The organism is Streptomyces sp. NBC_01335 (assembly GCF_035953295.1).
Taxonomy (GTDB): domain Bacteria; phylum Actinomycetota; class Actinomycetes; order Streptomycetales; family Streptomycetaceae; genus Streptomyces.
Genome location: NZ_CP108370.1, coordinates 2,567,541 through 2,581,869 on the forward strand (window position 1 = coordinate 2,567,541; position 14,329 = coordinate 2,581,869).

General features: G+C 71.5%; 8 protein-coding genes. All 8 read right to left on the reverse strand.

Going from position 1 to position 14,329, the window contains the following annotated elements:
- Window positions 1-114: 114 nt before the first annotated feature.
- The 8 genes from OG599_RS11010 to OG599_RS11045 all read right to left on the reverse strand — a co-directional run bounded on the left by OG599_RS11010 (window position 115) and on the right by OG599_RS11045 (window position 14,176).
- On the reverse strand, window positions 115-1,347 hold the full coding sequence (locus OG599_RS11010) for a glycosyltransferase family 2 protein (RefSeq protein ID WP_327175798.1): 1,233 nt from the start codon (window positions 1,345-1,347) through the stop codon (window positions 115-117).
- A gap of 146 nt (window positions 1,348-1,493) precedes the next feature.
- A complete protein-coding gene (locus OG599_RS11015; protein ID WP_442809416.1) occupies window positions 1,494-3,539 on the reverse strand; it encodes a hypothetical protein in 2,046 nt (681 codons plus the stop codon).
- A 132-nt stretch (window positions 3,540-3,671) separates the two neighbouring features.
- Complete coding sequence (locus OG599_RS11020; RefSeq protein WP_327175800.1) at window positions 3,672-5,171, reverse strand: bifunctional cytidylyltransferase/SDR family oxidoreductase; 1,500 nt, start codon at window positions 5,169-5,171, stop codon at window positions 3,672-3,674.
- A 448-nt stretch (window positions 5,172-5,619) separates the two neighbouring features.
- The gene (obgE, locus tag OG599_RS11025; protein WP_327175801.1) at window positions 5,620-7,056 is read right to left on the reverse strand and encodes a GTPase ObgE; all 1,437 of its coding nucleotides are present in this window, start codon (window positions 7,054-7,056) and stop codon (window positions 5,620-5,622) included.
- Between the two features lie 139 nt (window positions 7,057-7,195).
- Window positions 7,196-7,453: a 50S ribosomal protein L27 gene (gene rpmA, locus OG599_RS11030; RefSeq protein ID WP_014045902.1), complete on the reverse strand. Its 258-nt coding sequence runs from the start codon at window positions 7,451-7,453 to the stop codon at window positions 7,196-7,198.
- 11 nt (window positions 7,454-7,464) lie between these two features.
- Entirely contained in the window at window positions 7,465-7,785 is a 321-nt protein-coding gene (gene rplU / locus OG599_RS11035; protein ID WP_042812502.1) for a 50S ribosomal protein L21, read from the reverse strand.
- Between the two features lie 285 nt (window positions 7,786-8,070).
- Complete coding sequence (locus OG599_RS11040; RefSeq protein ID WP_327175802.1) at window positions 8,071-9,774, reverse strand: glycosyltransferase family A protein; 1,704 nt, start codon at window positions 9,772-9,774, stop codon at window positions 8,071-8,073.
- Between the two features lie 199 nt (window positions 9,775-9,973).
- Window positions 9,974-14,176 carry an Rne/Rng family ribonuclease gene (locus OG599_RS11045; RefSeq protein ID WP_327175803.1) on the reverse strand — a complete coding sequence of 1,401 codons (4,203 nt, stop codon included), beginning with the start codon at window positions 14,174-14,176 and terminating at the stop codon, window positions 9,974-9,976.
- Between the last annotated feature and the right edge of the window lie 153 nt (window positions 14,177-14,329).

Sequence of the window (14,329 nt, forward strand, 5' to 3'; positions counted from 1 at the left end):
CCCGAGGCCGCTTTCATTCCATGGGATATTACTTCGAGTTCCGGTGAGGTTTCCCGACGAGTAACCCCGGCCACCGCCCCGCCCCGCCCCGGCCGCCCGCTCCGGGCTCCCGGATCAGACCGAGGACTTCCACCGCTTCATGTCACGGCGGACCCGGCGCACCACCCTGCGTGCCAGGGTAGGCCTGGGCTTGGGCCGGCCCGGCTTCGGCCGCGCGGGCGCCTGCAGCCGCTTGCTCGGGGCCCACTCCGGCACCGTCATCTCGAACGCCTCGTCGGGGAGGCCCGCACCGGGCTTCCGGAAGTGCGGATAGACGAGGTAGGCGGCGTCCCCCTGCTCGGCCCGGACGACCTTCGGGGTGTGCCGGGCGGCGATGTACCGGTGGATGTCGGCGAGCAGGTCCAGCCGGCCGCGGGCGACGCATTCGAGCCGGAGGCGTTCGTTCACCTTGATCAGCTTCGCCACGCCCGGGGTCCAGTACCTGGTGATCGGGGCGGCCAGCTCCAGCTTGTGGGCGCGGACCGTCTCGCTCTCGTTGGCCACGGCCGGACCGAACTGCTGGATGAGCCCCACGGTGAACGGGCGCGCCATCATGAAGTCGCGCTCAGGCCCCTCGGGCACGAGTTCGGCGATGAGCTCGACCAGGGCCGTCAGTGCCTCGAACCGGGGCTCGTAACTGCCGCTGCGGGTGACGTGCAGGCCGTCGTCACGGCCCACCAGGTAGTAGCAGACGTACTCGGAGACGACGGAGACACCGGCGCCCCGGAGGTAGGCCTCCATGGTGAAGAGGGCGTCTTCGCCGGTACTCATCTTCTCGTCGAAGGTCATCCCGTGGCGGACCAGCAGCTCGCGGCGGAAGAGCTTCTGGGCGCTGAGTGTGAAGATGACGCGCGACTTGTAGAGATCGACGCGCTCCTCGTCCTTGCGCCCCCACATGGACCCGGCGGCGCTCCGGTTGACGCCCACCATTTTGCCGAGCACCACGTCGGTGCCGGCCTTGTCGGCGATGGCGACCATGCGTTCCAGCGCCTCGAAGCCGAGGAAGTCGTCGGCGTCGAGGAAGAAGACGTACCGGCCGCGCGCGCGGGCGAGGCCCACGTTGCGCGGCCCGCTCGGGCCGCCGGAGTTGGCCTGGTGGATCACGGTGGTGGGGACGGCCGTACGCGCGGCGAACTCGTCCAGGTACGCGCCGGTGCCGTCCTTCGACCCGTCGTCGACCGCGATGAGCTCGAAGCGGTCGGCGGGCAGGGTCTGCGCCTCCACGGACTGGAGGCAGCGGATGAGATAGGGCATGGCTTCGTAAGCGCCGATGATCACGCTGACGTCTGGAATTCGAGTGTCGTTCACGAATAGAGATGACAGCGGACGCACAGAATTGGTTGTGCGCACCTCTCAAGTGCGAAAAGTGACTTGCGTCACAATGGCCTGTTCTGACCTCTTTGGAGGCGAGAACAGGCCATTGTGTATTACTTTTCGGTCATCGCTGGCGAGATTCAGCCATTCACATGCTCGCTGAGATGAGCGACCCCGAGATTGCGCGTCTCCGCCCGGGCGGCCAGCGCCTGGACAGCACGGTCGAACTGGACGAGCGAAGTCGGCTCGTCGGGCCCGAGGAGGTACTCCTTCAGCTCGCGCCGGCCCTCGGCCCGGTCGTCCGCGGCGGGGTCGGACACGGCCGCGAGCAGCCGGTCCAGCTCGCTCGCGTCGTTGGAGAGGATCACCGCGGCCCGGACGGCCGTGTTCTGGCGCTTGAACTCCTCCTCGCCCAGCTCGGCCGAGTCGGTCACCGCGTACGGCTTGCCGCTGGCGATGAAGTCGGAGACCACGCTGGAGATGTCCGACACCATGGCGTCCGACTCGTTGAAGCAGTCGTACAGACGCATGGTCGATCCGGAGATGACCTGGTGCTGCCACCAGCCCTGGGAGCGCCAGTAGGCGGTGTTCCAGTCGTCCCGCAGCTTCGCGGTCTCGGCCTCGCGCGCGGGGTCGGCCAGCGAGTTGCGCGAGAGCTCGGCCTCGTCGCGGGCCGTCTCGCCGGTGCCGCCGGTCAGCTCGACCAGGCGCGCCTCGATACGGGCCAGCTCGGCGCGGGCCTCGGCCTGCTCGCCCCGGAGCGCCGCGCTCTCCCCGGCCCAGCGCGGGTCGTTGGCGCGGCGTGCGGCCGCGTCCTCGATCATCGCGGTGATCCGCAGGTGGGCGGCGGCCGCCTTGCGGCTGCGGGTGCCGGTGAACGGGTGCGGCTTGTAGAGCACCCGGACGGGCTTCTCGGACTCCAGCAGCCGGCGGACGATGTTCTCGCCGGCGAGCAGCAGCGAGGTGTTGCCCGGGTTGTCGTCCCAGCCCTCCCAGGTGGGCGCGTACAGCACGGTCGGGACGGAGTTCTTCGGGGTGCCGGTCCAGGAGGTGATGGAGGCCAGCTGCGGCCGCCCCACCTCCACGATGTCCTCGTCGCGGACGCCGACGTCGGCCAGCGCGTAACGGTCGCGGCCGGCCCGGCCCGCCGTCCAGACCTCGTCGTACGCCTTGCTGTACGGGTTGACGCTGGCCAGCTTGTCGCTGTCGCCGTGGCCGATGAAGACGTGCTTCATGGTCGGCACGCGCAGCATGTGGATGTTCTTGCCGACGTTGGCCGCGTAGAGCGCGACCCGCACCGTCGAGAGGTCCATGTTCATCAGGTGCACGCCGCCGGGGACGCAGAGCACCGGGACGGACGTGCCGGCGAGCTGCGGGACGATGGCGCGCTCGCGGAGCACGATCATCGGGCGGCCGCTCAGCCGGCCCATGGTCTCCAGCCACATGTTGACCTGGTAGGCGGAGTCCTTGGAACCGGAGAAGTAGAGGATGACGGTCGGCTTGTACTCCTGCAGCCACGCGTCGACGGCCGCCAGGACCTTGGCCTCCGGCGGCACGAGACGGCTGGGCCGCACGTACGGCAGCAGCGCGAGGATGTAGACCACCGCGAGGAAGAGCGTCAGCCCGAGGCCGGCGTAGGCGAGCGCGTCGGTGCCGCTCTGGATCGCGGCCACCACGCCCACCATGGCGAACACGTCGAAGTGGAGCATCTTCTCGGCGGGGCGGCTCATCAGCAGACGCGGCGGCGCGTCCCCTATCCCGACGGGGCCGAGGTCGATGTTCCGGGTGACCACCGGCAGCTTGCGGCGGAGCCGGATGAGGGTCACCATCGCGCTCTGTGGTGCCTGGAGACCGTAGAACGCCAGGAGACAGGCGACCGTCGTGTAGAAGAACGCCCCCTCGCCGTATCCCATGCGCGACATGAGCAGGATCAGCAGCAGCTCACGCACGAGGAAACGAATCGACAGACCGGCCCGGACGGCGGCGAGACGATTGACGAGATAACTGCCGCAGTGGTGCAGATAACGGTCGGCCAGATATGTGACGAGGACCGCCGCGGAGAACAGCCAGATATTGGGGAGTATCGCCGCGAGCATGACGCACGGGAATCCCAGGGCCAGGAGAATTGCGGCGGCGAGCTCAGAACCGCTGCCCACTCTCGCCACGCGAATGGCTTTCGAAAACACGAAGTACCGCTCCCGAGGGTTCCGACTTATACCTTGCGGGGGAATTGTGCAGAATTAGCTTCACGAATTCGGACCCCTGCCGTTCACGCGAAGTGAACGACAGGGGTCCGAATGGTGGATTGTCAAGCAGTATTACACATCGGCCTGTCGGTCCAGGACCGCGGCCAGCGCCTGCTCGAAGCCCGACGCCTCGGAGGCCCCCCGGGTCGGGTCCTGCTGCCGGACGTCGATGACGTGCCCGGTCATCTCGGAGAGCAGCACGTCGAGGGAGGTCCGGGCGACCGCCTCGGAGGAGAGCAGCGACCCCGCGGGCTCGTCGCCGAAGGCCTTCGTACGCATCGGGGTGGCGGTGCGCTCCGGGTTCACGCAGTTCACACGCACTCCGTCACCGGCCCACTCGTCCGAGAGCGCCTGGGTGAGATTGACCATGGCGGCCTTGGTGGAGGAGTACAGGCTGTACTCGGCACGTCCCCGGGTGTAGCTGCTGGAGGTGTAGAGGAGCAGCTGTCCCTTGGACTCGGCGAGGAACTTGTGCGAGGCCCGGGCGATCTGGACCGGCGCGAGGTAGTTGACGTTCAGGGCTTCCTGGATCGTCGCGTTGTCCGTCTCGGCGAGCTTGCCGATCCGCAGCACCCCGGCGGTGTTGACGACGTAGTCGACCCGGCCGGTCTCGGCGTACGCCTTGGAGAGCGCGTCGTCGATGTGCTCCGGGTTCTCCACGTGGGTCCCCGTGGTGGACCGGCCGAGCGCGTAGACCTTGGCGCCGAACGACTCAGCGAGGGCGGCGATGTCCGCGCCGATGCCGTAGGAGCCGCCGAAGACGACCATGGTCTTCCCGGTCAGCGCCTCCCGGTAGGCCGCGTCGTCGGCGGGCGACGGCACGGCCGTGGAGGCCAGCTGGAAGAGCTTGTCCGCGATGAAGACGTCGACCGGCTGGGTCACCTTCATGTTGTACTCGTCGCCCGCGACGACGTAGATCGGCACGTCGGGCAGGTACTTCAGGACCACCGAGCAGTCGTCGGTCGCCTGGAAGTTCGGGTCGCCGGCCGCGACCTCGTACGCCCTGCGGATGGTGGAGAGCTTGAACGCCTGCGGCGTCTGGCCCCGGCGCAGGCGGGAGCGGTCGGGGACCTCGGTGATGAACTCGCCGTCACCGCCGTGCGTACGGGTCACGATGATCGTGTCCGCGGACGGGATGGCGACGTCCACCGCCTCGTACCGGCCGAGGGCGTCCACGCAGTCCGTGATGACGCGCTGCGACAGCAGGGGGCGCACGGCGTCGTGGAAGAGGACGTTGCGGTCCTCGCCCTCCGCCAGGCCCTCGCCGAGGACGGAGATGGCCCGCTCGGTGGTCTCGTTGCGCGTCGTCCCGCCCTCGATGACCTTGACCACCTTGGTCAGGCCGGCCTTCGCGACGATCTTCTCGACGTCGGCGACATAGCCGGGCGCCATCAGCACGATGATGTCGTCGATCGACTCGGACTGCTGGAAGATCGACAGGGTGTGCTCGATGACAGCCTTGCCTGCGATCTTCAGCAGCTGCTTGGGGATGGACAGTCCCACGCGCTGACCGGTACCCCCGGCGAGCACGACTGCTGTGGTACGGGCTTGGGCTATGTGCTGCACAGACACAGACGACCTACCTTGCGAGGGCTCGGGAACCCCCCGATGGTTGCACTCTCCGTTACCATCTCGCAAGGTGGACGTCGAGTGCGGGCCGCCCCCACGACACCCGCCGTTCCCGTGTGAACAGGGCCGTTACCTGCGAAAGTGCCGCACGAGCAGGTGACCGACACCACACGGTTGAGCGGCCGATGTCCCGGCTGAGCGGCGCGGACGGCCGTTTCGTTTCACCCGACCGGCCGACACACACCTCCCGGCCTCACCCGTTCGGGGGCGCCGGCCCCCACCGGTTCCGCACCGCGGCACCGCCGTGCCGCCCCGCCGGGACACCGCCCGGAACGCCCGAGGGCCCCTCCCCCGGCGACCGCGCGGGCCCGGGGGCCCTGCTGCGGTGTCCGGCGGAGAGGCCCGCACCGGGCGTCACGCGCCCGGTGCTCCTCACGTGGAACGGCTCCCTTTAGAAGGGGTCGAACTCGTCGTACTCCTTCTGCGCGTCGTCCCGCTCGGCGTCGCGGTCCCGGCGGCGCTGGGCGGCGGGGCGCGGGGCCTCCAGGCGGTGGTCCTCGCCGCGTCGGCCGAGCATCTCGGCGCCGGCCATCATCGTCGGCTCCCAGTCGAAGACGACCGCGTTCTCCTCGGGGCCGATCGCCACGCCGTCACCGGCGCGGGCGCCGGCCTTCATCAGGGCGTCCTCGACGCCGAGACGGTTCAGGCGGTCCGCGAGGTAACCGACGGCCTCGTCGTTGTTGAAGTCGGTCTGACGCACCCAGCGCTCGGGCTTGTCGCCGCGCACCCGGTAGATGCCCTCTTCGTCGACGGCCACGGTGAACCCGGTGTCGTCGACGGCCTTCGGGCGGATGACGACCCGGGTCGCCTCCTCCTTCGGCTTGGCGGCACGCGCCTCGGCGACGATCCCGGCCAGTGCGTACGAGAGGTCGTTGAGCCCCTTGTGCGCGACGGCGGAGACCTCGAAGACGCGGTAGCCGCGCTCCTCCAGCTCCGGGCGGATCATGTCGGCCAGGTCCTGGCCGTCCGGGATGTCGACCTTGTTGAGGACGACGATGCGGGGCCGGTCCTCCAGGCCGCCGTACTGGCGCAGCTCCTCCTCGATGATGTCGAGGTCGGAGACGGGGTCGCGGTCGGACTCCAGCGTCGCCGTGTCCAGTACGTGCACGAGCACCGAGCAGCGCTCGACGTGGCGGAGGAACTCCAGGCCCAGCCCGCGGCCCTGGCTGGCGCCGGGGATGAGGCCAGGGACGTCGGCGATGGTGTAGACGTTCGAACCGGCGGTGACGACACCGAGGTTGGGGACGAGCGTCGTGAACGGGTAGTCCGCGATCTTCGGCTTGGCCGCCGAGAGGACCGAGATCAGCGAGGACTTGCCCGCGCTCGGGTAGCCGACCAGCGCCACGTCGGCGACGGTCTTCAGCTCCAGGACGATGTCGCGGTCCTCGCCCGGCTCGCCGAGCAGCGCGAAGCCGGGGGCCTTGCGGCGGGCCGAGGAGAGCGCGGCGTTGCCGAGGCCGCCGCGGCCGCCCTGTCCGGCGACGAACGTGGTGCCCTGGCCGACGAGGTCGGCGAGGACGTTGCCGTCCTTGTCGAGGACGACGGTGCCGTCCGGCACGGGCAGGACCAGGTCCTGGCCGTCCTTGCCCGAACGGTTGTCGCCCGCGCCGGGCTGGCCGTTGGTGGCCTTGCGGTGGGGGTGGTGGTGGTAGTCCAGCAGCGTGGTCACGGACTGCTCGACGACGAGGATCACGTCGCCGCCGCGTCCGCCGTTGCCGCCGTCGGGTCCGCCGAGGGGCTTGAACTTCTCACGGTGGACGGAGGCACAGCCGTGGCCTCCGTTACCCGCGGCGGCATGGAGCTCGACGCGGTCCACGAAGGTGGTCATGGTGGGTGCCTCCAGGTACTGCTATCTACGGATCTGTCTCTGATGTAACACGCCGAGGGCGGACCCGCTTCCCCGTCGACCGGGAAAGCTGAGATCCGCCCTCGGAAGGTGTTGCGTCGTTACCGTGCTCGCCGGAAGATCAGGCGGCGACGGGAACGATGTTGACGACCTTGCGGCCGCGGTGCGTACCGAACTCCACCGCACCGGCGGTCAGCGCGAACAGCGTGTCGTCGCCGCCACGGCCGACGCCCGTGCCCGGGTGGAAGTGGGTGCCGCGCTGGCGGACCAGGATCTCACCGGCGTTGACGGCCTGACCGCCGAAGCGCTTCACGCCGAGCCGCTGAGCATTGGAATCGCGCCCGTTCCGAGTGGACGATGCGCCCTTCTTGTGTGCCATGTCTCAGTCCCTTACTTCGCAGCCGCGGGGATACCGGTGACCTTGATCGCCGTGTACTGCTGACGGTGACCCTGGCGACGGCGGTAGCCGGTCTTGTTCTTGTAGCGAAGGATGTCGATCTTCGCACCCTTGTGGTGGTCCACGACCTCGGCCTGGACCTTGATGCCGGCCAGGACCCACGGGTCGCTGGTCACGGCGTCACCGTCGACAACGAGCAGGGTCGAGAGCTCGACCGTGTCGCCAACCTTGGCAGTGGAAATCTTGTCAACCTCAACGATGTCACCGACAGCAACCTTGTGCTGGCGGCCACCGCTGCGCACGATGGCGTACACGCGGATCTCTCTCTCGCTCGGAACGGATCCCCTGATGCCAGCCGCTCGCACGGGCCGGGGCCCGGGACGATCCGGAAGGATGAGCGGCCTCTCCTGGCGCGGAACCGCGCCGGGAGGGATGTGCTCAGGGGTAGGCGCACAGACAAACACGCCGAGGGTCAAGGCTACGGGGCCACTGCCCGACGGGTCAAACCGCCCCCGGCACGGGCTCCCGGGCCGTGCCGGTCGGCCCCGCCCGGCTGTCCCTGCCCGGACGAGGCCCGGTACGGCGGTCTCGCCCCGGCCTCAGCGCCGTCCCGGCAGCCGGCGCCGGACCGCCGCGGCGTACCTGCGTACGGCCTTGCGCGGCCCGGGGGGCAGCCGTCGCAGCGCACCGCGGTAGATCCGGCGCAGCCCGGTCGGCGGCGGCTTGACCGCGACCGGCTTCGGAGCGGGCTTGGGCTTCGTGACGACGAGCCTCAGCTGGCCGCCCCTGCCCGACCAGTCCGCGCGCACGGTGCGTCCGGTACCGCCCAGCGGGACCGCGCCGAACGCCACCCTCTGGGCGGTGTCGGCCGGGGTGAGCCGGGGGCGGCGGCCGACACCCAGCACCTGGACCCCGAGCCACACCTCGTAGGTGCCGGGCCGGAGCGGTTCACCGCCCGCCAGGGTCAGCGGGTCGAGCACGGCTCCGCCCTCGACCACCACGTGGCTCCGCCCGTCCTCCAGGCTCTCGACCCGCGGCCGGAAGGTGTCCTCGGCGTGCCACCAGACGTTGCGGCTGAGGTCGTGGACGAGCACCTCGCCGTTCGCGTAGGAGAGCGGGTCGGGGACGGGCAGGCCACCGGCTCCCTCGGCCCCCTCGATGCCCTCGGTGAACGCGGGGTCGAGCACGTACCCGTCGGCCTCCGTCCCGGCGAGGGCCAGCGGGCCGGTGAGGGCCAGCGGGTCGACGCCGGTGTGCTGGAGGGTGGCTCGGATGCGCAACGACAGCCGCCCGGCGGCGTCCTGCTCGGCCGCCCCGACCTCGATGCGGGGCCTGACCTCGCGAACCCGCCGGGCCACTTCCCGAAGGGCCTCGGGACGGTCCTCCGCCAGGAGGGTCGCGCGCAGCCGCTGCACCGCCGGCATGCCCGCGGTCACCCCGGGCGGGAAGCATTCGACTGCCAGCGGGCGCGTCAGCTCGTAGGCTTCCCGGCGTTCCTCCTCCTCCGCGTCGACGATGAAGGGCTCGGACACCGTCCGCATCAGCTCGACGCGGTACAGGCGGCGCAGCAGTCGGTCCTGGAGCTCCCCGGGTTCGGTGGCTTCGGCCAGTGCCTCGATGATCGTGCGCAGCCGGCGGAAGTTGTCGGCGAGGTCGAACTCGGCCTCGCTGTTGTTTCCGCCGTCCTCCCTGCGGTCCCAGAGGTAGCAGGGGTAGTCGGCGAGTATCGAGACGACCTTGGCCCGGGGGTAGGCGCGGACCATGAAGAGCAGGTCCTCCATGCGCCAGTACCCCTCGGGGAAGCGGAGTCCGGACTCCTCCAGGAACGCGCGGCGGAACATCCGGTGCGCCGTGAGCGTCTCGATCAGCGGCGCGTCCTCCACCGTGCAGCGTTCGCGGTTGCGGCGGAAGACGGGCGAGGGGCCGACCATGGAGCCGGCCATCTTGCCGAGCACGATGTCGGAGCCGTTGCGGCTGCCCATGGCGTACAGGCGTTCCAGTGCCTCGGGGGCCAGCCGGTCGTCCTGGTCGACGAGCTGTATGTACTCGCCGCGTGCCATGGCCATGCCGACGTTGCGCGGCTTGCCCGGCCAGCCCGAGTTCTCCTGGTGGTGCACCCGTATTCGGGGGTGCTCGGCGGCGAGCCGGTCGAGTACCTCGGCCGAACCGTCGGTCGATCCGTCGTCCACGTAGACGATCTCGTACTCGTCCTCGCGCAGGCTCTGTCCGAGCAGAGACGGCGCACAGCGCTCGATGTACGGCCCCGCGTTGTACACGGGCACCACGACACTGACCTTCAGCATTTCCTTGTCCCCCCACACATGAGTCCCCCTCATGAACCGAATGCCATCGGTGCCGCCCGGCGAGGGCGGGCACCACACCATGCTCCCGCCGTTCCCGGCGCCGGGAACGGCGTACGGCCGCCCCCCACGCACCGGTGGGCCGCTTCCCCGCGTCGGGGAGAACGGCCCACCGGTTGGGTGGTACGGGGTCAGCCCGCGGTCACTCCTCGGACGAACCGGCCGACGCCTGCTCAGCTGCGACGGCCTTCTTCGTCGCCCGCTTCGCCGGCGCCTTCTTGGCCGCCGTCGTCGTCTTCTTCGCGGTCGTCGTCTTCTTCGCCGCCGTCGTCGTCTTCTTGGCAGCCGCCGCCTTCTTGGCCGGGGCCGCCTTCTTCGCCGGGGCCTTCTTGGCCGTCTTGCGCGCCGCCGCCTTCTTGGCGGGCGCGGCCTCCTCGGTCTCGGCCGCGTCACCGGACTCGGCGACGGGAGCCTCGGCGACCTCGTCGGCCACGGCGGGCGCACCCGTCACGACGACGATCTCGGCCTCCTCGGCACCGGACGGCCAGCCCGCCGGAGCGGTCGCCTTCCGGGTCGCCCGACGGCGGGCCCGCGGCGGAGCCGCCGCCTCGGGGGCCTCGGCCGGCGCTTCGGCGACCGGGGCGGGCGCCTCCACGACCGGGTCCTCGACGGCCACCGGCTCGGCGGTGGGCTCGACCGGGGTCACCGGCTCCGCCGGGGCGGCCTGCTTCGGCGAACCCGCCGGAGAGGTCGCCTTACGGGTCGCCCTGCGGCGCGTACGGCCCTGGGGCGCGGCCTCGGGCTCGGGGGCCACCGGAGTCTCCACCACCGGCTCCGGCTCCACGACGGGCTCCGGCTCCACGACCTCGGCCGGCTTCTCCTCGGCGACCGGCTTCTCCTCGACGACCGGCGCCGGGCCGGCGGCCTTGGGAGCGCCGGCCGGGGCCGACACCTTGCGGGTCGCCCGGCGGCGTCCACGGCCGCGCGAAGCAGCCGCCTCCGCCTCGGCGGGGCTGCTGTACAGCTCCTCGTCCGGGACGAACTCCGGCTCCGGCAGCGCCACCGGCTCGGCCACCTCGGCGGCGACCTCCGCCAGGGACTCGTGCTCGTGCTCGTGGCCGTGGTCCTGCTCGTGACCGTGGTCCTCGTGACCGTGGTCCTGGTCCGCGCCGCGGCCGCGCTTCTTGGACCGCTTGCCGCCACCGCCGCCACCGGACGTCGTCGGCTGCTCCATGTGCACGATCACGCCGCGCCCGTTGCAGTGGACGCAGGTCTCGGAGAACGACTCCAGCAGGCCCTGGCCGACCCGCTTGCGGGTCATCTGGACGAGCCCCAGCGAGGTCACCTCGGCGACCTGGTGCTTCGTACGGTCGCGTCCCAGGCACTCCAGCAGGCGCCGGAGCACCAGGTCGCGGTTGGACTCCAGCACCATGTCGATGAAGTCGACGACGACGATGCCACCGAGGTCGCGCAGCCGCAGCTGACGCACGATCTCCTCGGCCGCCTCCAGGTTGTTCTTGGTGACGGTCTCTTCGAGGTTGCCGCCCTGACCGGTGAACTTGCCGGTGTTGACGTCGACGACGACCATCGCCTCGGTCTTGTCGATCACCAGCGAGCCGCCGCTGGGCAGGTAGACCTTGCGGTCCAGCGCCTTCATCAGCTGCTCGTCGATGCGGTACGTCGCGAAGATGTCGACCTCGGAGGTCCACCGCGACAGCCGGTCCGTCAGGTCGGGGGCGACCTGCGAGACGTATCCGTGGATCGTCTCCCAGGCGTCGCCGCCGCTCACGATGACCTTGGAGAAGTCCTCGTTGAAGATGTCGCGGACGACCCGGACGGTCATGTCCGGCTCGCCGTAGAGCAGCGTCGGCGCGTTGGAGCTGCCGGTGGCACGCGACTTCCGCTGGATCTCCTCCCACTGGCCCTGGAGGCGCTCGACGTCACGGCGGAGCTCGTCCTCGCTCGCGCCCTCGGCGGCGGTGCGCACGATGACGCCCGCGTCCTCGGGGACGATCTTCTTGAGGATGGTCTTCAGCCGGGCGCGCTCGGTGTCCGGGAGCTTGCGGCTGATCCCGGTCATCGAGCCCTCGGGCACGTAGACGAGGTAGCGGCCGGGCAGGGAGACCTGGCTGGTCAGGCGGGCGCCCTTGTGGCCGATCGGGTCCTTCGTCACCTGGACGAGCACCGACTGGCCGGACTTGAGGGCGGTCTCGATGCGGCGCGGCCCGTGGGCCATGCCGAGCGCCTCGAAGTTGACCTCACCGGCGTACAGCACGGCGTTGCGGCCCTTGCCGATGTCGACGAACGCGGCCTCCATCGACGGCAGCACGTTCTGGACCTTGCCCAGGTAGACGTTGCCGACGTAGCTGGTGGCCTGCTCCTTGTTGACGTAGTGCTCGACGAGCACGTTGTCCTCGAGGACGCCGATCTGGGTGCGCTCGCCGCTCTGGCGGACGACCATGACCCGCTCGACGGCCTCGCGGCGGGCCAGGAACTCGGCCTCGGTGATGATCGGGACGCGGCGGCGGCCCTGCTCGCGGCCCTCGCGGCGGCGCTGCTTCTTCGCCTCCATGCGGGTCGAGCCCTTGATGGACTGGACCTCGTCGAAGCCGGTGCCGGGCTCGCGGTCGGCCGACTCGCGGCTGCGGCGCTCACGCGGTTCGCGGACCTTGACGACCGTACGCTCCGGGTCGTCGGAGCCGGAGCCGTGGGCTCCGTTGTCGGTGCCGTTGTCGACCGCGTCACCGCTGCGACGGCGACGGCGACGGCGGCGACGGCTGCTGCTGGAGCCGCCGGCCGAGTCGTGGCGCTCATCGTCCTCGTCGTGGTCGCTGTCGTCGTCGTGCGCGACTGCGGGCTGCTGCTCGTCGGCGCGGTCGGCGGCGGTGTCGGACGGGGCGGAGTGCTCCGTCTCGTAACCCTCGTCGCCGTCACCGGCGTCACCGCGACGGCGGCGGCGGCCACCGCGGCGGCGGCGGCGCGACGGGCGGTCGCCGTACTCGTTGTCGTCGGCGGCCTCGTGCTCCGCCTCCGGCTCGCTCACGTCCTCGGCCTCGGCCTCGGGCTCGGCCTCCGGCTCGGAGGGCGCGACGGCCTGCTCGGCCTCGGGGGCCTCGGGGGCCTCGCCGCGACGGCGGCGACGGCGGCGCGGGGTCTGCCCGGCGGGCTCGGCGGGCGCGGGCGCCTCGACGGCCTGCTGGGTGTCCTCGGTCTCTTCCTCGTCCTCCGGCTCCACGTACGGCGGAGCGGCGGCGGCCGCGGCGGCCGCGGTCTCCGGCGTCTGGAACATGGGCTCGGAGAAGACCGGCGCCTGGAAGACGGCCACGGCCGGGCGGGTGGCGCGTCGTCCGCGGCGGACGGGCTCCTCGGTGGCGGTGAATTCGGGGCGGCCGGCCGGGGCGGTGGCGCGGCGGCGCTGACGGCCGCGCGGCGCGGACTCCGCTACCTCCTCGGGCTCGGCGGCGAGCTCCTCGGCGACGGCCTCGGGCAGGGCTTCGCCGACCGGCTCGGCGGGCTCGACAGCGGGCGCGGCGGCCTGCGGCGCACCGGCCGGCGAGGTCGCCTTGCGCACCGCGCGACGACGGCCACGCGGCGCCTCGACCACGGGCTCCTCAGCAACGGCCTGCTCCACGACGGCCTCGGCCACCGGAGCGGACTCGACCACGATCTCCTCGGCGGCTGCCGTGGTGTCGGCGGCCTGCGGCGCACCGGCCGGGGCCGTCGCCTTACGGACCGCACGACGGCGGGCACGCGGCGCCGGAGCCTCCACCGGCTCCTCGGCGGCCTCGGCCACCGGGGCGGTCTCGACGGCCGGAGCGGTCTCCACGGCTGCCTGCGGCGCACCGGCCGGAGCGGTCGCCTTGCGCACCGCGCGACGACGGCCACGCGGCGCCTCGACCACGGGCTCCTCAGCGACGGCCTGCTCCACGACGGCCTCGGCCACCGGAGCGGACTCGACCACGATCTCCTCGGCGGCAGCCGTGGTGTCGGCGGCCTGCGGCGCACCGGCCGGGGCCGTCGCCTTACGGACCGCACGACGGCGGGCACGCGGCGCCGGAGCCTCCACCGGCTCCTCGGCGGCCTGCTCCTCGACCGGCTCCACCACCGGAGTGGCCTCCACGACGGCCTGCGGCGCACCGGCCGGGGACGTCGCCTTGCGCACCGCGCGACGACGGCCACGCGGCGCCTCGGCCACGGGCTCCTCAGCGACGGCCTGCTCCACGACGGCCTCGGCCACCGGAGCGGACTCGACGGCCGGCGTCTCGTCCTGCGTCTTCGCGGCTCCGCCGGACGGCGGGCCGGCGGGGCGGGAAGCGGCGCGGCGCCTGCGGCGCGGCGGCAGCTTGTCCCCGGGGGTGTTGTCTTCGTTGTTTCCGGTCGTGCCGGATTCGGTCGGCTCAAGCATGCGGGCGGTTCTCCCGTCGCGCTCCCGGGCGCCGCGCTGGTCCGGTCCGGCGGGCTGGTCGCGTGGTGCGCGACCCCGCTGTCCGGGGCGCGGGCGCCGCACGGGAGCTGATGTCTGGCTCGCCGGTTCCCTACGCGGTGTGCGTACGGCCTG